18 protein-coding genes are annotated in these 21,352 nt (G+C 35.9%); 5 read left to right on the forward strand and 13 right to left on the reverse strand.

Features of this window, described 5'->3' with window-relative positions; genetic code table 11:
- The first annotated feature begins 24 nt into the window (after positions 1-24).
- Positions 25-792 carry a histidinol-phosphatase HisJ family protein gene (locus DWW68_RS11965; RefSeq protein WP_021953898.1) on the forward strand — a complete coding sequence of 256 codons (768 nt, stop codon included), beginning with the start codon at positions 25-27 and terminating at the stop codon, positions 790-792.
- 61 nt (positions 793-853) lie between these two features.
- Here the strand turns inward: DWW68_RS11965 and DWW68_RS11970 are convergent, their stop codons facing one another.
- Positions 854-1,978 carry a cysteine desulfurase family protein gene (locus tag DWW68_RS11970; protein ID WP_118590056.1) on the reverse strand — a complete coding sequence of 375 codons (1,125 nt, stop codon included), beginning with the start codon at positions 1,976-1,978 and terminating at the stop codon, positions 854-856.
- 87 nt (positions 1,979-2,065) lie between these two features.
- Here DWW68_RS11970 and DWW68_RS11975 point away from each other — a divergent pair, with 87 nt between their 5' ends.
- Positions 2,066-3,586 (forward strand): polysaccharide biosynthesis protein, encoded by a 1,521-nt coding sequence (locus tag DWW68_RS11975; protein ID WP_118590058.1) that lies wholly within the window; start codon positions 2,066-2,068, stop codon positions 3,584-3,586.
- Here DWW68_RS11975 and DWW68_RS11980 read toward each other — a convergent pair.
- Positions 3,583-5,328, reverse strand: coding sequence for an ABC transporter ATP-binding protein (locus DWW68_RS11980; RefSeq protein ID WP_118590060.1), 1,746 nt, complete (start codon positions 5,326-5,328; stop codon positions 3,583-3,585). The two genes, DWW68_RS11975 and DWW68_RS11980, sit on opposite strands and share 4 nt — an antisense overlap.
- Positions 5,329-7,056, reverse strand: a complete 1,728-nt coding sequence (locus DWW68_RS11985) for an ABC transporter ATP-binding protein (RefSeq protein ID WP_118590062.1) — start codon at positions 7,054-7,056, stop codon at positions 5,329-5,331.
- A gap of 217 nt (positions 7,057-7,273) precedes the next feature.
- Here DWW68_RS11985 and ptb point away from each other — a divergent pair, with 217 nt between their 5' ends.
- The 3 genes from ptb to DWW68_RS12000 are packed head-to-tail and all read left to right on the forward strand — an operon-like array spanning position 7,274 to position 9,477.
- Complete coding sequence (gene ptb / locus DWW68_RS11990) at positions 7,274-8,185, forward strand: phosphate butyryltransferase (protein WP_021953893.1); 912 nt, start codon at positions 7,274-7,276, stop codon at positions 8,183-8,185.
- Positions 8,186-8,196: 11 nt separating this feature from the next.
- Complete coding sequence (gene buk, locus DWW68_RS11995; RefSeq protein ID WP_021953892.1) at positions 8,197-9,261, forward strand: butyrate kinase; 1,065 nt, start codon at positions 8,197-8,199, stop codon at positions 9,259-9,261.
- Positions 9,262-9,279: 18 nt separating this feature from the next.
- Positions 9,280-9,477 (forward strand): PspC domain-containing protein, encoded by a 198-nt coding sequence (locus DWW68_RS12000; protein ID WP_021953891.1) that lies wholly within the window; start codon positions 9,280-9,282, stop codon positions 9,475-9,477.
- 76 nt (positions 9,478-9,553) lie between these two features.
- On the opposite strand, the gene DWW68_RS12005 is transcribed toward DWW68_RS12000, so the two are convergent.
- From DWW68_RS12005 to DWW68_RS12050, 10 genes are all read right to left on the reverse strand, one after another.
- Positions 9,554-10,918, reverse strand: coding sequence for an NCS2 family permease (locus DWW68_RS12005; RefSeq protein WP_118590064.1), 1,365 nt, complete (start codon positions 10,916-10,918; stop codon positions 9,554-9,556).
- A 169-nt stretch (positions 10,919-11,087) separates the two neighbouring features.
- A complete protein-coding gene (locus DWW68_RS12010) occupies positions 11,088-11,525 on the reverse strand; it encodes a hypothetical protein (protein WP_118590066.1) in 438 nt (145 codons plus the stop codon).
- 45 nt (positions 11,526-11,570) lie between these two features.
- A complete protein-coding gene (locus DWW68_RS12015) occupies positions 11,571-12,623 on the reverse strand; it encodes an electron transfer flavoprotein subunit alpha/FixB family protein (RefSeq protein ID WP_021953888.1) in 1,053 nt (350 codons plus the stop codon).
- Between the two features lie 19 nt (positions 12,624-12,642).
- Complete coding sequence (locus tag DWW68_RS12020) at positions 12,643-13,431, reverse strand: electron transfer flavoprotein subunit beta/FixA family protein (protein WP_021953887.1); 789 nt, start codon at positions 13,429-13,431, stop codon at positions 12,643-12,645.
- Between the two features lie 15 nt (positions 13,432-13,446).
- Positions 13,447-14,604 (reverse strand): acyl-CoA dehydrogenase, encoded by a 1,158-nt coding sequence (locus DWW68_RS12025; protein WP_021953886.1) that lies wholly within the window; start codon positions 14,602-14,604, stop codon positions 13,447-13,449.
- Positions 14,605-14,637: 33 nt separating this feature from the next.
- Positions 14,638-15,510 carry a 3-hydroxyacyl-CoA dehydrogenase NAD-binding domain-containing protein gene (locus tag DWW68_RS12030; RefSeq protein WP_118590068.1) on the reverse strand — a complete coding sequence of 291 codons (873 nt, stop codon included), beginning with the start codon at positions 15,508-15,510 and terminating at the stop codon, positions 14,638-14,640.
- An 88-nt stretch (positions 15,511-15,598) separates the two neighbouring features.
- A complete protein-coding gene (locus tag DWW68_RS12035; protein WP_021953884.1) occupies positions 15,599-16,390 on the reverse strand; it encodes an enoyl-CoA hydratase-related protein in 792 nt (263 codons plus the stop codon).
- An 83-nt stretch (positions 16,391-16,473) separates the two neighbouring features.
- Positions 16,474-17,658 carry an acetyl-CoA C-acetyltransferase gene (locus DWW68_RS12040; protein WP_118590070.1) on the reverse strand — a complete coding sequence of 395 codons (1,185 nt, stop codon included), beginning with the start codon at positions 17,656-17,658 and terminating at the stop codon, positions 16,474-16,476.
- A gap of 278 nt (positions 17,659-17,936) precedes the next feature.
- The gene (locus DWW68_RS12045; RefSeq protein WP_118590072.1) at positions 17,937-20,216 is read right to left on the reverse strand and encodes a transglutaminase-like domain-containing protein; all 2,280 of its coding nucleotides are present in this window, start codon (positions 20,214-20,216) and stop codon (positions 17,937-17,939) included.
- An 11-nt stretch (positions 20,217-20,227) separates the two neighbouring features.
- The gene (locus DWW68_RS12050; protein WP_118590073.1) at positions 20,228-21,352 is read right to left on the reverse strand and encodes a DUF58 domain-containing protein; all 1,125 of its coding nucleotides are present in this window, start codon (positions 21,350-21,352) and stop codon (positions 20,228-20,230) included.

Genomic DNA, 21,352 nt, shown 5'->3' on the forward strand with positions numbered 1-21,352 from the left:
ATGCACACTAATAAAGGAGTTTTTATGTATTCAGATTATCATGTTCACAGCAGTTTTTCTTTTGACAGCGAGGAAACTTTAGATAATATTATAAAAAAAGCAGTTTCTTTAAATATGAAACAAATTGCCATAACAGACCATCAGGATTTTAACTGGCCTGTTAAAGGAGAGTCACCTTATATTGATTTTAACAGGTATTTTGACACATTAAACCATTATGCAGACAAGTATAAAAACAAAATTCAGATTCTAAAAGGTGTGGAACTTGGCATTACAATGGATAATGTCCAATTATGCAGGAAGCTTTTACATAATGTAAACTTTGATTTTGTTATAGGCTCCTGCCATGTGGTTGACAATATGGACCCTTATTATTACAGTTTTTGGGAATCCCACACCGACAGGGAGGCTTTTGAATTGTACTTTTCCACCCTCCTTGATGCTTTGCATAGTTTTAATTCCGTTGATACCTTAGGTCATTTGGATTACATAGTGCGATACAGCCCAAATAAAGATGCTAATTACTGTGTTTTTGATTACATGGATGTAATTGATGAAATATTAAAGTTTATTATTACTCACTATATAAAGTTGGAAATTAACACAGCAGGACTTGCTAAGGGTCTTGATTTTCCAAATCCTCACACAGACATTATAAAACGTTACACTGAACTTGGTGGAAAATATGTGACGATAGGTTCTGATGCCCACAAGGCTTGTGATATAGGTTTTGGTTTCAACAAAATAGAGGATATAGCTAACAGATATAATTTAAAGATTTATGAGAAATAATTTATGTAAAGCTACGTGGCTGTATGGATTTGTTCCTATGGCACACGTAGTTTTTCTTTTTTTACCTGCTTCTTAACATTTTTATGTTTTCCTTTAATCTGTGAATGGTGTAATCAATTTCTTCCTTTGTGTTATCACTGCACAATGTTATTCTTACAGTTCCATAAGCAAATTTCTCCGGTACACCTATTGCAGATATTACATGGGATGGTGCATCTGAACCTGAGGAACAGGCCGAGCCTGATGAAATACATATGCCGTCATTATCCATTAATACTACTAACGAGGTACCATCCACTCCTGCAATGGTAAAATTGGCATTTCCCGGAAGCCTTCTTGCCATACTGCCGTTTAATTTTATATACGGTATTTCACTTAAAACTCTGTTTATAAGATAATTTCTTAAATTAGTTTCCTTTTGCACTCTATCATTAAAGTTAGACATCACTTCCTGTAACGCCCCGTTCATTCCAGCAATGCCAATTACATTTTCCGTTCCTGAACGTTTTCCTCTTTCCTGTCCCCCTCCATAAATAAGGGGGATCATTTTTTCAGGATTTCTCACATATAAAAATCCCACTCCCTTTGGTCCATGAAACTTATGGCTGCTGGCACTCATCATGTCAAGATTCATTTTCTCCACGTCTATGGATACATGCCCAAAAGCCTGAACTGCATCTGTATGAAAAATTATATTATGCTCCTTAGCAATCTTACCTATTTCTTTTACAGGCTCTATTGTTCCAATTTCATTGTTGGCAAACATAATTGAAATAATTGCCGTGTCATTCCTTATATTTCGTTCCACATCATCAGCATTTACCACTCCCTGACTGTCTACGTTTAGGTAAGTTGCTTTCATTTTATCCTTTTCTAACTGCTGACACTTATTTAAAATTGCGTGATGTTCGATTTTTGATGTTATTATGTGTTTTCCGTTATTTTTTGAGTTTTCTAATGCCCAGTTATCGGATTCAGTTCCTCCGGAGGTAAAGAAAATATTTTCCGGTTTGGCATTTATAAAATCTGCTATGTTTTTTCTGGTTTCTTCAATAAGTTCCTTGGACATTTTTGAAAAAGCATACACTCCTGACGGATTAGAATACACTTCATTTATATAAGGCTCCATTGCCTTTATTGCCCCATCGCTTATTTTTGTAGTTGCTGCATTATCCAGATATATCATGGCCTACTCCTTTATTTATTTTATGTTAATAGCATTTTTTCCCATTTTGTGAATAAATTGTATAAATAATTATTGCTATGTGTTGCTATGTCAGTAAAAAATCAAATTATCAAAGGTACAATTATTCTTACCCTTGCCAGTGTTTTAAGCAGGGTAATAGGTTTCTTATATAGAATATTCCTGTCAAACTTAATAGTTGCAAGAGGTATGGGAATTTTTCAATTAATCTTTCCGGTTTTAGGCTTTTGTGTTGCCTTAAGCTGTGGTGGAATACAAATTGCCGTATCCAGATTTGTTGCAGAAAGCCGTAATAACAAAGATAAATTTCTTGTATTTGTAAGTAGCATTATAATGTCATTATTTCTGTCTGTTACAACAGCACTTCTGCTTTTTTATTTTGCAGACAGTATTTCTTTACACATAATAAAAAACAATGAATGTGAAAAACTTTTAAAATATGCAGCCATAACCATTCCCCTTACCACCTTTCATGCCTGTGTATCGGGATATTATTTAGGTCTGAAGAAAACCTTTGTTCCGGCTGTTTCCTCTATTTTTGAGCAGATTGTTAAGGTTATTTCCCTATACATATTAGGACTGGTCTGGGTGGAAAAAGCCATAGAAATCACTCCTCTTATTGCAGTATATTCAATGGTAATATCAGAATTAGGAGGGGTTATTTTCTGTGTAATTGCAATAAGCACTGAAAAAATCTACAAATTTAAAATTAACCAGCTTTTCTTTCAGATTAAAAATCTTTTTTCAGTTTCATACATACTTACAATTAACAAGATAATGATTACATTTCTTCAATGTATAGAAGCTATATTAGTACCTATTGTTCTGGTAAAAAGCGGAATGACTTCTAATGATGCCTTAAGTGTTTATGGAATACTTACCGGAATGGCACTTCCAGTGGTCACTTTTCCATCAGCCATTAATACATCTGTTTCTACCATGATTTTACCTGCCATTGCAGGAGAAAATGCCGGTGGCAAGTCTCAAAACGTAATAAAAACCACAGAGGTATCTGTATGGTTCTCCTTTGTCACGGGAATATTTTGCATAGGTATTTTCCTATGTTATGGTGATTTTATAGGAACTACAATTTTCGGTCATAGTGAAGCAGGTGAATATATCAAAATATTGGCATGGCTTTGCCCTTTTATGTATTTATCCATTACTTTAGGCTCCGTACTTCATGGTCTTGGAAAAACCAACACTGCCTTTGTCCATAATGTAATAGGTACCATTATAAGGCTTGTCTGTCTTTGGTTTATAGTTCCCCTTATTGGTATAACAGGCTATTTATGGGGACTTTTAATAAGTAATCTGTTAACAACCCTTCTCCACGGATTATATATTTATAAAGAAATACATTTCTCCTTCTCCGCTACAGATAACATTATAAAACCCACTGCCTGGCTATTTTGCAGTCTGGTAGCGGGTAAACTGATAAAATTTATATTTAGTTTTTCTTCTTTCTCCGGCAAAATGTTTGACATAGTTTCTGCCGGAATAAGTGCCCTTGCTATTATGCTTGTATTTCTATACTTTATAAAAAACGAAATTGATTTTAAGAAGTCAAACTGTGGCACAGCCTTTTAGCTGTTCCACAGTTTATAATAAAATCCTTTTTTGGCAAGAAGCTCCTCATGATTTCCCTGCTCAATAATCTTTCCTGCATTCATAACCAAAATACAGTCTGCTTCTTTTATGGTTGAAAGTCTGTGGGCAACAATAAAGGTTGTTCTTCCTTTCATCATTTTGTTAAATGCCCTTTGTATCCTGATTTCCGTTCTTGTATCAATGGATGAAGTAGCTTCATCTAAAATAAGCATTGGTGGCAATGCCAGCATTACCCTTGTTATACAAAGAAGCTGTTTTTGCCCCTGGGAAAGATTTCCTCCATCTTCTCCTATAACAGTATCGTATCCCTCCGAAAGACGCTTTATAAAACTATGAGCATGACTTGACTTTGCAGCACTTATTATTTCTTCTCTTGAGGCGTCAGGCTTTGCCATGGCAATATTTTCAGCTACAGTTGCATTTCTAAGCCATGTTTCCTGCAACACCATTCCGTAAGAATTTCTAAGGCTTTTTCTTGTTACATCTCTTATATCTTTTTCTTCTACTGATATTTTTCCCGAATTAACATCGTAAAATCTCATAAGAAGATTTATTATTGTAGTCTTACCGCAACCTGTAGGCCCTACTATGGCAACACGTTCTCCCGGTGCCACATGAAGATTCAGGTTTTCTATAAGCTTTTTGTCAGGTACATAGGAAAAATCAACATTTTCAATATCGACCTTTCCTGATATGTTATCAAGTACCGTATCTTCATTTTTTTCAACATCTTTTACCGGTTCTTCATTTATCAGTGTAAATACTCTTGCACTACATGCAATTGCATTTTGAAGTTCCGTAACAACACCTGATATTTCATTAAAAGGCTTTGTGTACTGATTTGCATAGCTTAATATACATGTCAGACCACCTACTGTAATTCCTCCGGTTAAAACCGCTTCTAAACCACCACTTATGGTAACCCCTGCATAAACTAAATTGTTTACAAATCTGGTAGATGGGTTAGTTATAGAGGAATAGAAAGTTGCCTTCATATTAACATCACATAATCTGTCATTTACTTCATCAAACCTTTTAACAGTGTTTTCTTCCTGTCCAAAGGCTTTTACAACTTTAATACCACTAATTGTTTCATCTATTAATGCCGTCTGCTCACCTCTTATTTCTGACTGCTTTCTAAACATAGAATAGGTGCGCTTTGCAATAAAGCCTGCCACAAAGAAAGAAACCGGTGTAATTAAAATTACAACTAAGGCTATTTTCCAGTTAGTCTGCAACATAAATATAAGGGTTAAAACAATGGTTACAACTCCCGTAAAGAGATTTGAAAATCCCATAAGCAAACCGTCTGCTAACTGGTCAACATCTGTAATTACATTATTTACTATGTCGCCACTTGACCTTGAATCAATGTAGCTTACAGGAAGTCGCTGCGTCTTTGCAAATGCTTCCTCTCTTATATCTCTTATTACATTAAATGTAATTCTGTTGTTACATAGTCCCATAATCCACTGGGCAATTCCTGCCACTATGGCACAAATCACTATGGTAAAAATCACATTCTTAAGTCCCGAAAAATCTACCTTTTTAGCATCAATAATTTTATCTGTTCCATAACCTATAAGCTTTGGAATATACAATGATAGTACAACATACACCACAGCAAAGACCATGGAGCCTGCCAACATGTACCAATATTTTTTTATTCTTTTTCCCAGTTCTATGAGAGCCTCTTTTTGTGAAATCATATTATCTTTCATTTATTTGCCCTCCTCTTGTGATTTTTTAAACTGTGAATCATATATTTCTTTATATACATGACAATTTTCCAGCAATTCCTCATGTTTTCCCACTCCTGCTACTTTTCCGTCATCTAACACTAAAATGTTATCTGCATCCATTATGGCAGCAGTTCTTTGGGAAACCACAAAAACCGTGGTATCCTTTAATTCCTTTATGGCTGCCCTAAGCTTTGCATCTGTAACAAAATCCAGTGCTGAAGAACTGTCATCTAATATAAGGATTTCCGGATTTCTTACAAGAGCTCTTGCAATACTAAGACGCTGTTTTTGTCCTCCGGAAAAGTTCTTTCCGTTTTGTGCCACATCAGCATCTAAGCCGTTATCCTTTTCCATAACAAAATCATAGCTTTGGGAACGTTTTAACGCCATTATCATATCTTCTTCCGTGGCATTTTCATTCCCCCACAAAAGATTGCTTCTAATAGTTCCCTTAAACAACAATGCCTTTTGAGGTACTATACCAACCTTCATTCCCAGTTCTTCCTTATTAAACTCCTTTACATCTACACCTTCTATTTTAACGGTGCCTTCCGTGGCATCATAAAATCTTGGTATAAGATTTACAAGGGTGGTTTTTCCAGAGCCTGTTCCACCTATGATTCCAATAGTCTGACCTTTTTTAACTTTAAGATTTACTCCTTCTATGGATGGCTCCTTTGATAATTCATAGGTTAAGGATACATTGTCAAATTCCACAATATTTTCCTTATCACTACCCTGCTTTAAAGTTCCCTGCTCTATATTGCATGGTATATCAAATATGTCCTGTATTCTTTTCGCGGAAGCAAATGCCTTTGTAAGATTAATAATAAGACTTGCCAATTTAACTAATTCAACTAAAACCTGAGACATATAGTTAACTAAGGCAACAACCTTTCCCTGAGTCAGTATGCCTGTATCAACCCTTTCCCCACCTATCCACAAAATTGCAATAATAGCAACGTTTATAACTATATAGGTCATAGGATTCATTATTGTGGAAATTTTTCCGGCAAAAATCTGAAATTTATTTAATAGTTCATTTTCACTATTATATCTGTCAATTTCTTCATCTTCCTTATTAAAAGCCCTGATAACTCTTGTACCGCTTAAATTTTCTCTGGTACTTCCCATTACCTTGTCAAGAGCTCCCTGAACCTTTTTGTAAAGAGGAATTGTTATAAGCATTATTCCATATACTATAACTGACAAAACCGGTATGGAAACAGCAAATACCAATGCGGTTTTAAAATCAACAAAAAATGCCATAATCATGGCACCGAAAACAATAAAAGGTGAACGAAGTAACAGTCTGAGAGCCATGTTTACCTGAGACTGAACAAGGTTCGCGTCTGCTGTCATTCTTGTAATAAATGTAGATGCGCCGTATTTATCTACATTGGTATAGGAAAGCTTTTGAATATGACTAAATAACTCATGTCTTAATTCCTGTCCGAAACCGGCTGATGCTTTTGCAGCAAAATACTGGGCTGTAATGGAAAATGCCAGTCCCACAAAAGCTAATAATACAAGAACTCCTCCCATTTTTAACACATATGATGTGTCATTTGTCTTTATACCATTGTCAATAATTGCTGATACTACTAACGGTACAATTAAATCAAAACATGCTTCAAGCATTTTAAACAATGGTGCGCAAAATGATTCCTTCTTATAATTTTTTAAATACTTTAGTAAACTCTTCATGAATACGTCCTCAAATTAATTTTTTACTAAACAAGTATACCCTTTATGGTTAAAGTTAGCAATTAGAAAATATTTATACTTTTTATGGAACATCTTTTCCCTATAAACAGCGTTTTTCCTTGACCGAATGTGGTGCTGGTGCTATTATTTAAGGTGGTTTATCCCAAATATTGCAGGGCAATATTTGAAGAAAATAAAATTTAAGAGGTACATGAATATGAGTAAAAGTTTTGATGATTTACTAAAACAGGTTGCAGATTGTCCTAAAAAGACTGTTGCTGTAGCATGCGCACACGATGATGCTGTTTTGGAGGCTGTAAAGGCTGCAAAAGAAAGAGGCATTGCCGATGCTATTTTAGTTGGTGATGAATCTAAAATAAGAACAATTGCACAGGTTCTTAAAATGCATTTAAATGATTATAAAATAATCGATGTTGCCGATCCTATTGAAGCAGCAAGAACTGCTGTTAAATTAGTTCATGACGGCGAAGCTGATATGTACATGAAGGGACTTATTGATACAAAATCATTCCTTAAGAGTGTATTAGATAAGGAAGTTGGTTTAAGAACAGACAAAACATTATCACATGTTTGCGTATTTGAAATAAAGGGTATTGATCATCTTTTATTCTTATCAGACGTTGCTTTTGTTCCTTATCCTAATCTCGAAACAAAGGCAAACATTATTAGAAACACAGTTGAAATTGCTCATGCCTGTGGCATTGAGTGTCCTAAGGTTGCACCACTTGCAGCAGTTGAAGTTGTAAACCCTAAGATGCCTTGCACAGTTGATGCTGACGAACTTACAAAAATGAATGAAAATGGTGAAATTGAAGGATGTATCGTTGACGGACCTCTTTCCCTTGACCTTGCTATTGAGCCTCAGGCTGCATTCCACAAAGGAACAACTAACAGAAAAATTGTTGGTGATGCTGATGTATTATTATTCCCTGATATTCACGCAGGTAACATTACATATAAGGCATTAGTTCACACTGCTGAATGTAAAAACGGTAATATTTTAACAGGTACAAAAGCTCCTGTTATTCTTACATCCCGTTCAGATGAATTTGAAGTTAAAGTTAACTCTATTGCTCTTGCAGCAATCGTTGCAGAGAAATTAAAATAAAGGAGGCAGTTATGTCATATAAAATTTTAATTATTAATCCGGGTTCTACTTCTACTAAAATTGGTGTTTATGAAGATGAAACCCAGTTAATGGAAGAAACTCTCAGACATTCTACAGAAGAGATTGCACAGTATGCTACTATTTATGATCAGAAGGATTTCAGAAAAGAAGTTATTCTTGATGTTTTAAAGGAAAAAGGTGTAGACCTTAATGATATTGATGTTGTTGTAGGTCGTGGTGGTCTTCTTAAACCAATACCAGGTGGTACATATGAAACAACACCTGAATTATTAGAGGATTTAAAGATTGGAAAACAGGGACAGCATGCTTCTAACTTAGGCGGTATTCTTGCTAAAGAGATTGCATCTGAAATCAATGTTCCATCATATATTGTTGACCCTGTAGTTGTTGATGAATTACAGGACGTTGCAAGACTTTCAGGTCACCCTGAAATGCCAAGAATTTCAATTTTCCATGCATTAAACCAGAAGGCTGTTGCTAAGAGATATGCGAAAGAAGTTGGAAAAGCATATGAAGACCTTAACTTAATCGTTGTTCATATGGGTGGCGGTGTTTCAGTTGGAGCTCATAAGAACGGCAAGGTTATTGATGTTGCCAATGCTTTAGATGGTGACGGTCCTTTCTCTCCTGAAAGATCAGGTGGACTTCCATCAGGTGCTTTAATGAAGCTTTGCTTTAGCGGAAAATATACTCAGGCTGAAGTTTCAAAGATGATTAACGGTAACGGTGGTTTCAATGCTTATGTTGGAACTAACGATATGAGAGACCTTGTAAAAATGGCTAAGGATGATGAAAAAGCCCAGTTAGTAATGGATGCTTTCCATTATCAGTTAGCAAAAGAAATCGGTGCTATGGCTGTTGTTCTTGGTGGTAAGATTGACCAGATTATCTTAACAGGTGGTATTGCTTACAATGCTATCACTCAGGAATACTTCAAGAACGCTGTAAGTTTCCTTGCTCCTATAACAATTTATCCTGGTGAAGATGAATTATTAGCTTTAGCACAGGGTGCATTAAGGGTTATGAGTGGCGAAGAAAAGGCTATGACTTATTAATAAGATAAGGAGTTTTTTATGAAGAAAAGACTATGTAAATCCGGTACTGACAGAAAGTTATGCGGTGTATGTGGCGGTTTAGGTGTTTATTTAAACATTGATTCTACTGTTGTAAGACTTATTTGGTGTCTTGTTACATTGTGTTCATGTGGTACGGGTATTGTTGCTTACATCATAGCAGCATTGGTTATGCCTGATGATGAAATAATACAATAACAAAATAATGATAGACAAACAAAACAAAACCGGGCTTTGAAGCCCGGTTTTGTTTTGTTTATTGGTTTTAAACTTTTTATAAGAATATATATTTCAAAACGAATAATACAGCTAAAACATATAATAATGGTTTAACCTTCTTAGCCTTTCCACAAACAAGGTTAAGTAATACATATGAAATAATACCTACTGAAATACCTTCTGAAATGCTATAGAATAATGGCATTGCAATAATACAAAGGTAAGCAGGAATTGCTTCTGTTAAATTTTCATCTGTAAACTTAATGTCTGTAATTGCACCAAACATAAGGAATCCAACCATAATAAGTGCCGGAGCTGTAGCGAATGATGGAATTGTTATAAATAAAGGTGAGAAAATTACAGCTACTAAGAATAACACACCTGTAATAACTGCTGTAAGACCTGTACGTCCACCTTCTGCTACACCTGCTGATGACTCAACGAATGTTGTTGTTGTTGATGTACCAAGTATGGCACCTGCTGATGTTGCAATAGCATCTGATAAAAGTGCAGGTTTGATGTTTGGTAACTTTCCATTTTCATCAAGCATACCTGCCTTTGTACTTACACCGATGATTGTTCCCAATGTATCAAATAAGTCAACAAAAAGGAATGCAAATACAACAATAATAAAGTTTACAATACCTACAGCCTTGAAATCAAGATTAAAGCACTGTCCAAATGTTTTTCCTAATGCTGAAAAATCAAAGCTTACAAATCTTGTAGGAATAACTGAGAAAAAGCTCTCGTTATCAGGAACATAGATTTTTGTAAGTTCACATATAATTCCAAGAACCCATGTTGATACGATACCAATAAGAATTGAGCCTTTAACTCTCTTAATATAAAGTATAGCTGTAATAAATACACCAATAACAGCTAATAATGCTGTGATTCCGGCTGTGTGGAAATTCTTTGTGAAATCAGTAATAGTAACAAGTGTTGATGAATCTACAACAAGACCTGCATTCTGTAATCCGATAAATGCAATAAATAAACCGATACCAACTGATACTGCTTTCTTAAGATTAAGTGGAATTGCATCAAAGATAGCTTCACGTACATTTGTTAATGAAAGTACAATAAAGATAATACCTTCAACAAATACTGCAAATAACGCTACCTGCCATGAATATCCCATTTCACCACAAACTGTGTATGCAAAATACGCATTAAGTCCAAGACCTGCTGATAAAGCAAATGGAAGATTTGCCATAAAAGCCATACACATAGTACCGATAAATGATGCTAAACATGTTGCAATAAGGATAGCTTCCTTATCCATGCCTGTGCCATCACTTAAGATGTTCGGGTTTACAGCCAAAATATATGCCATAGTCATAAATGTTGTAAGACCCGCAATTACTTCTGTTTTTACAGAAGTGTTGTTCTGTTTGAGTTTGAAAATTTTTTCTAACATTTTCCTCTCCGTACAGTCCTCTGACCATACATTTCCTTTCTTTAGAATATATTTATTCGTGCAAAAACACCATTTAATTATACCACAAATTCAGTTTATATCTACCTAATTTTTCAACAAATTAGTGCAAAAAGTAATTTTTGACATTTTTACAAATTAATATATTCTTCTATGTGTCAGCATTTATTTTAGGGCAGTCAAAATCCACCCTCATATAATTAGGGTCAACTAATTTAATCAGATTGTCATAAAGAAGATTATGGGATTTTTCATTGTTCATTAAATTATTATCATATATTTTTTTTGCCACATCGAACACATTATATCCCTGAATGGCACCATAAACCACACTTCCATCCCTCAATACAACATAAGGTCTAATTTTATAGCTTTTACAATATCCTTTATCAACATTCATAGTCATAACATAGTAATCTGCTGTACCTGAATTTCCCAACTTTATATTGGATTTTCCTTCTTCGGTTGATGGGACACTTACCACATATTTATTATCACTGCCAAGTACCATATCTCCAACAGATATATTTCCTTCGTCCAATGCAATTATAAAAAGAATGCCTCCTGCAACCATAGTTGCAAGGGACATTCTCTTTATATCTCTTATTTATTCGCTATGCTTAATGCTTCACGATTATTTATTTGCAAGTTCTGCCTTAATAGCTTCTGTAAGCTGTGGAACTACCTTGTTTAAATCACCTACAATACCATAATCAGCTACGTCAAAGATTGGAGCATCTTCGTCTTTGTTGATTGCGATGATTAAGTCTGATTCTTCCATTCCGGCAACGTGCTGAATAGCACCTGAAATACCAATTGCAAAGTAAACCTGTGGACGAACTGTCTTACCTGTCTGTCCTACCTGTCTGTCAACCGGTAACCAGCCATTATCTGTAACAGCTCTTGAACATGAAACTTCACCACCAAGAACCTTTGCAAGGTCTTCAAGAATCTTGAAGTTCTCTGCTGAACCAACTCCACGTCCACCGGATACTAAAATCTTAGCATCCATAATATCTACTGTTTCAGCTACTGACTTAACTACTTCAAGAATTTCAACATACTTGTTGTTCTTCTCAAATCCAGGGTTAAATTCAATAACTTCTGCCTTTGCTCCAGGCTTAGGATCAGCCTTCTGCATAACACCTGCACGAACAGTTGCCATCTGTGGTCTATTGTCAGGACAAGCGATTGTAGCAATTGTGTTTCCACCAAATGCAGGACGAGTCATAAGTAACTGATTGTGCTTCTGCTCCTTTCCCGGAATTGGGTTAATTGGAAAATCACCAATTTCAAGTAATGTACAGTCTGCTGTAAGACCTGTAGCTACTCTGGCTGAAACTGTAGGACCTAAATCTCTACCGATAGCTGTTGCACCTACTAACATTATTTCAGGCTTGTATTCTTCAATAACTGAAGCTAATGCATGTGCATATGGCTCAGTTCTGTATGTTTCAAGTTCAGGATCATCAACTACGATTACCTTATCAGCACCATATTCTGCTAATTTGTCAACCAAGTTTCCAACTTTTGATCCAAGAAGTACTGCTGTAACTTCTGTATTTAAAGGTTTTGCAAGTCTTCCTGCTTCTCCAAGTAATTCGAATGCGATTGGGCTTAATTCGTTATCTACCTGCTGAGCGAAGACAAATACGCCTTTATAATCTTCTAAATTAATGTTCTGCATAATTATAATCTCCTCTCTATTAAATAACGTGCTTTGTTATTAATTTGTCCATGATGTATTCAACTGCTTCTTCCGGTGAATCAGGTGTAACCTTTTCGCCTGCACCCTTACGAACCTTATCTGAAGCCTTAGCAATCTTTGTAGGTGAGCCCTTAAGTCCAAGATCTCCATCTTCTACATCAACAAGATTTGCTCTTCCCCAAGTTGTAATTTCTGCATCACAAGCATCAAAAATTCCACCCGGAGTCATATATCTAGGATCATTTAATTCTGAAAGAGCTGTAATAAGAACCGGCATCTTTGCCTTAAGCATATGATGTCTGTCTTCGTACTGTCTCTTAACGATTACGCTGTCTCCGTCAACTTCAATGCCTTCAGCATATGAAATAACAGGGATTCCAAGATGTTCAGCAATCTGTGGTCCAACCTGAGCTGTATCACCGTCGATAGCCTGACGTCCTGTAATAATAATATCATAATCTTTAATGTTTCTGATAGCACCGGCAATTGTTGTAGATGTAGCCCAAGTATCAGCACCACCTAAAACTCTGTCTGTTACTAAGATTCCGTTGTCAGCACCCATAGCTATAGCTTCACGAAGAACATCTTCAGCTTTTGGAAGACCCATTGTAAGAACTGTAACTTCTGCTCCGTACTGATCTTTTAATCTAAGTGCTGCTTCAAGACCTGCTTTATCATCTGGATTCATGATTGTAAGCATTGCAGCTCTATTTAATGTACCATCCGGGTTAAACTGTACTCCACCCTTTGTATCAGGTACCTGTTTTACACATACGATAATTTTCACGATTAGTACCTCCTATTACTTTAATAAGTTAGCAGAGATTACCATACGCTGAACTTCTGAAGTACCTTCATAGATTTCTGTAATCTTAGCATCTCTCATCATTCTTTCAACGTCATATTCTCTGATATAACCATAACCACCGTGTAACTGAACAGCCTTAGTTGTAACTTCCATTGCAACTTCTGCTGCATATAATTTAGCCTTAGCAGCTTCTACAGAATATGTCTGCTGTGTAGCCTTAGCCATAGCAGCCTTGTATACTAATAACTTGGCAGCTTCTACCTTAGTAGCCATATCAGCTAACTGGAACTGTGTATTCTGGAACTGTCCGATTGATCTGCCAAACTGCTTTCTTTCCTTAACATAATCAATTGTTGTTTCAAGAGCACCTTCAGCAAGACCAAGAGCCTGAGCTGCAATACCGATACGTCCACCATCAAGTGTGTGCATAGCGATGTTGAAACCTTTACCCTTCTTACCAAGTAAGTTTTCAGCCGGGATACGACAATCTTCAAAGATTAATTCGTATGTTGCTGAACCACGGATACCCATCTTCTTTTCCTTTGTTCCAAATGTAAATCCAGGTGTTCCTTTTTCAACGATGAATGCTGAAATTTCTTTCATCATTCTACCACGTTTTTCAACTTTACCTGTTACAGCGATTACAATGTAAACATCTGCATACTTACCATTTGTGATAAAGCACTTAGAACCGTTTAATACCCATTCATTTGTAGCTTCATCGAAAACAGCCTTTGTCTGCTGCCCCTGTGCGTCTGTTCCTGCACCCGGCTCTGTAAGACCAAAAGCGCCTAACTTTTCACCTTTTGCAAGGGGAACTACATATTTCTTCTTCTGCTCTTCTGTACCAAATGTCATAATAGGATCGATACAAAGTGATGTATGAGCTGATACGATAACACCTGTTGTACCACAAACCTTTGATAATTCTTCAACACACATAACATATGTTAAAGGATCACATCCCTGTCCGCCGTATTCCTTTGGAACCGGAATACCAAGGAAACCATATTTTGCCATCTTTTCAACTGTCTCTACAGGAAACTGTTCATTTTCATCTGTTTCCTGAGCAAGAGGCTTAACTTCGTTTTCTGCAAATTCTTTGAAAAGTGTTCTAGCCATTTCATGTTTTTTGCTTAAAGTAAAATCCATTTATTTGTCCTCCAAATTTATAGTTTGCTCTAATTACTGAGCATCAACTGGTGTCTTAGTACGGTCTGCGTTATATACATAGAATCCCTTACCTGACTTAACACCAAGGTTTCCGCCTCTAACCATCTTACGGATTAATGGGCATGCACGATATTTGCTGTCCCCTGTTTCATTGTAAAGTACATCCATAATTGCAAGGCAGATATCTAAACCAACGAAATCTCCCAATTCAAGAGGTCCCATTGGATGGTTAGCACCAAGTTTCATTGCAGCATCAATACCGGCAATGTCTGAAACACCTTCCATCTTAATGAAAGCAGCTTCGTTAATCATTGGAATTAAAATTCTGTTTACAACAAATCCTGCAGCTTCATTTACCTGTACAGGTGTCTTTCCGATTTCTTCTGAAATCTTCTTGATTGTTGCAACTGTTTCATCAGGTGTATTAACCCCTGCGATAACTTCTACTAATTTCATTCTGTCAGCAGGATTGAAGAAATGCATACCAATCATAGGACGTGTAAGACCATTTCCAATTTCTGTGATAGAAAGTGATGATGTATTTGAAGCGAAAACACATTCAGGCTTGCAAATCTTATCTAATTCTGCAAATGTTGTTTTCTTAACTTCCATATTTTCAAAAGCAGCTTCAACGATCAAATCGCAGTCAGCACATAAATCTTCCTTAAGACCAGGTGTGATGCTGTTAAGAATACCATCAACCTTCTCCTGTGTCATTTTTCCTTTTTCAACAAGTCTTGCATAACCTTTAGCAATCTTGTCTTTTCCACCTTCAGCCCATTCCTGCTTGATATCACATAATGCAACTGTGTATCCTTCAACCTGAGCGAAAGCCTTTGCGATTCCCTGACCCATTGTTCCTGCGCCAATAACTCCAACCTTCATGATTATTCCTCCATAATATTTATGATAATTTTATTTTGTATCCACTTATGTCTCAAATCAATAATTATAAAAAACTAAGTGGCTTATATTACATATTCTTAAATGGTACAACCTTTAATTTCTTTTCTTTATCCTTTTCAAGGAAGTTACCCATACCTGCCTTCTGATCTTCTGTCTCAAAGCAGCTACCGAATAATTTTTCTTCAATAACGATTGCATCATCCATGTTTGCATCTAATCCATCATTAATTGCCTTCTTGCATGCTCTTACAGCAATAGGTGCGTTCTTTGCAATGCCTGCTGCCATTTTCTTTGCTGCATCCATAAGTTCTTCCTGTGGATATACTGCATTTACAAGACCGATTCTGTAAGCCTCATCAGCCTTAATGTTTCTTGCTGTATAAATCATCTGTTTAGCCATTCCAGGTCCAACGATTCTTGCAAGTCTCTGTGTTCCACCAAATCCCGGTGTAATTCCAAGACCTGTTTCAGGCTGTCCGAAAATAGCATTTTCAGAACAGATTCTAATATCACAACTCATTGATATTTCACATCCGCCACCTAAAGCGAATCCGTTTACTGCAGCAATAACAGGAACAGGTAATGTTTCAAGTTTTCTGAAAACATCATTTCCCTTCTTACCGAAAGCTTCGCCTTCAGCCTTTGTAAGTGTTGACATTTCTCCTATATCAGCGCCTGCAACAAATGACTTTTCTCCGGCACCTGTTAAAATCAATGCTCTTGTTTCATTAACATCAACTGCATCTAATGTAGCGTTTAATTCATCAAGGACCTGGCTGTTTAATGCGTTTAATGCCTTTGGACGGTTGATGGTAATAACTCCAACAAATCCTTCCTGTTCATAAGTAATAAATTCCATATCACTTCTCCTTTAAATTACCTTATTAAAAAACACATGAAAAGCTGGTAGTAAAATCTGCTACCAGCTTTTTATATATTTAATTAGTCTCTTTCAACGATTGTTGAGCAGCCCATTCCGCCACCGATACATAATGTTGCAAGACCCTTCTTAGCGTCTCTCTTCTGCATCTCGTGAAGTAATGTAACAAGTATTCTACAACCTGAAGCTCCAACAGGATGTCCAAGTGCAATAGCTCCACCGTTTACGTTAACCTTGCTCATATCAAATCCAAGGTCTCTTGCAACTGCAACTGACTGTGCTGCAAAAGCTTCGTTAGCTTCGATTAAATCCATATCGTCAACTGTTAAGCCTGTCTTTTCCATAACTTTTCTTGTTGAAGCAACAGGTCCAACACCCATGATTGAAGGATCAACTCCGCCAAGTGCTCCGCCAACAAATGTAGCCATAGGTGTAACGCCTAATTCCTTAGCCTTTTCTTCGCTCATAACTACTACTGCAGCTGCTCCATCATTAATACCTGAAGCATTACCTGCTGTAACAACACCATCAGGCTTTCCTGAACAGCATCTTAATTTACCAAGTGATTCAGCAGTTGTTCCTGCTCTTGGTCCTTCATCTGTATCTACAACGATATCGCCCTTTCTGTTCTTAACAACAACTGGAACGATTTCATCCTTAAACTTACCTTCAGCCATAGCCTTTTCACATTTCTGCTGTGAGTTAGCTGAGAATGCATCTAATTCTTCTCTTGTGATTCCCCACTGTTCAGCTACGTTTTCAGCTGTAATCATCATATGATAATTGTTGAAAGCATCTGTTAATGCATCATTTACCATTGTATCAACAAGTGTTCCGTTGTTCATTCTGTAACCAAATCTTGCTTTTGGAAGTGCAAAAGGTGCCATTGACATATTCTCCATACCACCTGCAACAACGATATCAGCATCTCCTGCCTTAATCATCTGAGCTGCCATATTTACACAGTTAAGACCTGAACCACAAACAACGTTTACTGTAACTGCCGGTGTTTCAATAGGAAGTCCTGCCTTAAGTGAAGCCTGACGTGCTACGTTCTGTCCAAGACCTGCCTGGATAACGCATCCCATATATACGTGATCAACTGCTTCCTTAGGAACGCCTGCTCTCTTAAGAGCTTCCTCAATAACGATAGATCCTAAAACCGGTGCCGGAGTTGTGCTTAATGCTCCGCCCATTTTTCCGATTGCTGTACGGCATGCGCCTGCAATAACTACTTTCTTTGACATAATATAATCCTCCATAAAAATTTAATTTAATATAATAAATTACATCAATTTTAAAAATTACTCACACTCTTAAATAATATCATCAATTGAATTTAACCGCAATAAACATTTGAAATAACTCTGTTAATGTTTTGTGAAAAATATGTAACATATCTGATATTTCCAAGATTGTTATAATTTTAACAAATTCTATTTCCTTTGTCTAGTATCTTCAATAAAAAAAATGGCGAATTAACGCCATTTTTTCACTAAAACCAGTTAAGTTTTATTATTTTTAATTACATTGCCTTTATGAATTTAAAAATAAACTTTTTAACGCCCTTTAAACTCTTTAACATATCGTTTCTAAATTTACGATAAAGCATGTACATTTTCCTCTTGTCCTCATCTGTAGCCCTGTCATTTGAAAACGCTGCTATAAGGGTTATGTCATATATCCATCGCCATTCTTCTTCTGAGAGCTGTGGAAACTGTTTTATCATTTTCTCTATTGCCTCTGTGGAATTGCCCTTATTTAAACCTGCTCCGAAGAAATTGCATATATTACAGATTTCCTTATAAGTGCTGCATATACTGTTTTTCCCTTTTATTTTCCGTATTTTACTGACTCTCTTAATTCTATGAGGCAAAACAAAAATAATGAATCCCGCCACCACACATATTATAAGTATGAAAATTACTTTTAACACCTTTATTACATGCTTTAAACTTACATTTTCACTGTGAGATGTATTCTTATGACTTTCACTGTTTACAGTTGCCTTTGTGTTATCCGCCGAAGCCGTTGTACTTTCATTTGCGTGGGTTGTAGCTACCGCTGCAACTGTAGTTGCTTCCTGCTTTGTAGTATTGTTTTCCTGTTTTGATATTCTCGACGTGCTGTATCCCGGTGTATGTTCCCTTACCTGCCAGCCTTTAATATCATTAAATACCTCACACCATGCATGAGCCCCTTCATCAGTAACCGTAGCTGCAAATGTACCGTCATTTTGTTTGGTAAAACTTGAGGGGTCAATAACGTATCCCTCCACATACCTTGCCGGTACGTCCTTCATTCTGTAAATCAACGTTGCCGCCGATGCAAAATGCACGCAAAATCCCGTTTTCCTGTTAAAAAGAAAATCCTCCACGAAATCCCTGCCATCTGTTGTTTTTCCCGGCGCTTTACTATATTGTAAATCACTAAACCATTCATTAATTGCCGTGGCAACACCTACTTCGTAATTACTGTCAATTTGATTACATCTATGTTTTAATTCATCAAGCCCCTTAGGTTTTCCGATATATCTTACTTTTGTAAATTCACTATATTTGTACCAATAGGAAGATACATTGCTTAAATAGTCAAAATTATTACTTAAATCATTTCCATCGAAATATAAATATATATGTTGTTTTTTTCCATCACCTAAGGCGCAGGTATCATAATCAGCACTTTCATCCTTTACTTCGGAAAAATACGGTGAATATCCATATTTGCCGGATGCCCCTAAAACATCAATAGTCATTTTCTGTTTTGCCAGGGATGTATAAGTTGAAAACTTATTATAGGGTTCATTTATTAACTTTTTAAACTGACTTTGTGTGTTATAAAATTCTTTTATATCCTTTACGGTATCTTTATCGGCACCTGTCCATTCCTTCCCGTTATAATCTATTCCTACAAAAGCTCTTAAATACACCGTTTTTGTAGGCTTCTTTGTAACCGTAACCTTTAATACCTTCTTCCCGGTAGCCCTGAATTCATTAATATTTTCTAACTTTCCTTTTCCAATTCCTGCTTTGGCATAGTTTCCGCTGCCTTCAAAAATGGAACTTAAGAAATCTCCCGGATTAATTTTATCAAAGTTCTTAATAGCCTCTGCTGTTTTCTTATAACTGTCCATTTTTTTATACTTTTCCAGCTTAGGTGAAATATTAAAAGCCAGAACCGACACCATCAGTAACACTGCCATGGTTGCTACAGCAGTGGTAATTACATTTTTTTCTCCCTGTTGACGGTATATTGTAAAATAAAATACTGCTGCAAAAATAAGTTCTAATGTACTTGAAACTGAAGGCAGATAACCTACTGCCGAATCTAAAATCACAGGTGCTAATACCAGTAGTAAAGCCACATACCGGCAATTTTTCCCTATGATAATACTGTATAAAATAACTGCTATTAATAATTCCACCAATAGCAATATCACCACATTGTAAAGATAAGATGACTTATACTTTAAGCCTACATAATTGGTCTCATAGTAAAAATTCCAAAGTTTCAGAATTTTGTTTATATAAATTCCACTTCCTGCCCTGAAAAAATACAATCCACAAAGATACAAAACACCTATTATCACCATAGCTTTTCTGCTTTTTATCATCAGCATAAATAAAGCATATCCACCTATTGCGGCTGCTCCGCTGACTGATATTGTAATTATGGGTTTTATATCAAATTTAAACACTGAGGAAATTGCATCAAAAGAACATAACAGCACAAAGAATACTGCCAAAAGATACATAATGAAATTACTATTCTTTTTTTCAAGTTTAACAAATTCTATTCCCGCCATTTTATCCTACGCTATACGATAATATATGTCTCTTCATAACATACTTTATCGCCCTTCTTCTTTACTTCTATTTCATTGCCATTTACAATCAGCCTTCCATCAGACTTTATTTCCACCATGGAGCTGAAATCATTTCTGTCGAAACGCTCATCAAACTGCATATCTGCTCTTTTTCTGTCATGATATGATTCTAAATAAAGCAGCCTGTTAAGAAGTTCGTATATATTTTCTTCATTTTCTACTCTCTTCCTAATAATTCTGTCATTTTTTTCCTCGTACCATGCAACCATATGAACACATTTTTGTTCTATTAATGAAAGAGATACCGAAGCAGCCATTTCAATGGCATTTACCGGCAGATTTTTTCTGCCATGTTTCTTTCCTCTTAGATGCTTTACGGTATTGTTTCTAAACAAGTCAATCCATATAAGAACCACACAGCCTAATGGTTTTCCGTGTTCCTTTATTAAAAGATTGTCAGTCTTGGCTGACAGTTTCCAGTGTATATCATGTATAGGATCACCTTCCACGTACTCCCTTACCTGATATATTTCAGATAAATCATCACCTTTTTCGCTATCAGAATATACCTCTGAATCTGTAATAAATTCTCTGGTGGTTCTTTGTATCTCTGTCATTAAAAGATGGGTTTCCGGCAATATTTCTATCTTCTTAACATCATTTGTTTTCTTTTTTAAATAAAGGCAGCCAATCCAGTCATATACATAATACTCCACTAAATATACGGAAATTTCACCACAGTCTGAGGATAAAAAGCTTTCACTGAAAGTTTCCTTTACTCCTCTTGTAACGGTATGATTAATTATTTCCTTTTTAACCTCACCGGTAAAATTATTTACCACCTTAATTTTAAAGCCACACCTTACACTTAACCACTTTGATTTATTTTTTACCTGAATTAATATTGGAATTTCACTGTTTTTTTCAGCAGAATACAAGCCTTTATCCAATTTAACCTGTATAAACCGTGATACAATACGAACATACACAATTGCCATAATATAATACATACATTCCATTAAAAGAACAATTCCTATTACCTTCTCTGTAAAAAGAAAAAACATGCAAAGGGTTATTAAGGTAACCAAACTATAAATTAAACTTCTTTTAATCAT

Source organism: Eubacterium sp. AF16-48 (genome assembly GCF_003479405.1).
Classification (GTDB): domain Bacteria; phylum Bacillota; class Clostridia; order Lachnospirales; family Lachnospiraceae; genus Eubacterium_G; species Eubacterium_G segne.

Coding starts and splice junctions, on each gene's coding strand:
- DWW68_RS11965 (WP_021953898.1), top strand. CDS start 25: ATGTATTCAGATTATCATGTTCACAGCAGTTTTTCTTTTGACAGCGAG.
- DWW68_RS11970 (WP_118590056.1), bottom strand. CDS start 1,978: ATGATATATCTGGATAATGCAGCAACTACAAAAATAAGCGATGGGGCA.
- DWW68_RS11975 (WP_118590058.1), top strand. CDS start 2,066: ATGTCAGTAAAAAATCAAATTATCAAAGGTACAATTATTCTTACCCTT.
- DWW68_RS11980 (WP_118590060.1), bottom strand. CDS start 5,328: ATGAAAGATAATATGATTTCACAAAAAGAGGCTCTCATAGAACTGGGA.
- DWW68_RS11985 (WP_118590062.1), bottom strand. CDS start 7,056: ATGAAGAGTTTACTAAAGTATTTAAAAAATTATAAGAAGGAATCATTT.
- ptb (WP_021953893.1), top strand. CDS start 7,274: ATGAGTAAAAGTTTTGATGATTTACTAAAACAGGTTGCAGATTGTCCT.
- buk (WP_021953892.1), top strand. CDS start 8,197: ATGTCATATAAAATTTTAATTATTAATCCGGGTTCTACTTCTACTAAA.
- DWW68_RS12000 (WP_021953891.1), top strand. CDS start 9,280: ATGAAGAAAAGACTATGTAAATCCGGTACTGACAGAAAGTTATGCGGT.
- DWW68_RS12005 (WP_118590064.1), bottom strand. CDS start 10,918: ATGTTAGAAAAAATTTTCAAACTCAAACAGAACAACACTTCTGTAAAA.
- DWW68_RS12010 (WP_118590066.1), bottom strand. CDS start 11,525: ATGTCCCTTGCAACTATGGTTGCAGGAGGCATTCTTTTTATAATTGCA.
- DWW68_RS12015 (WP_021953888.1), bottom strand. CDS start 12,623: ATGCAGAACATTAATTTAGAAGATTATAAAGGCGTATTTGTCTTCGCT.
- DWW68_RS12025 (WP_021953886.1), bottom strand. CDS start 14,604: ATGGATTTTACTTTAAGCAAAAAACATGAAATGGCTAGAACACTTTTC.
- DWW68_RS12030 (WP_118590068.1), bottom strand. CDS start 15,510: ATGAAGGTTGGAGTTATTGGCGCAGGAACAATGGGTCAGGGAATCGCA.
- DWW68_RS12035 (WP_021953884.1), bottom strand. CDS start 16,390: ATGGAATTTATTACTTATGAACAGGAAGGATTTGTTGGAGTTATTACC.
- DWW68_RS12040 (WP_118590070.1), bottom strand. CDS start 17,658: ATGTCAAAGAAAGTAGTTATTGCAGGCGCATGCCGTACAGCAATCGGA.
- DWW68_RS12045 (WP_118590072.1), bottom strand. CDS start 20,216: ATGGCGGGAATAGAATTTGTTAAACTTGAAAAAAAGAATAGTAATTTC.
- DWW68_RS12050 (WP_118590073.1), bottom strand. CDS start 21,352: ATGATTAAAAGAAGTTTAATTTATAGTTTGGTTACCTTAATAACCCTT.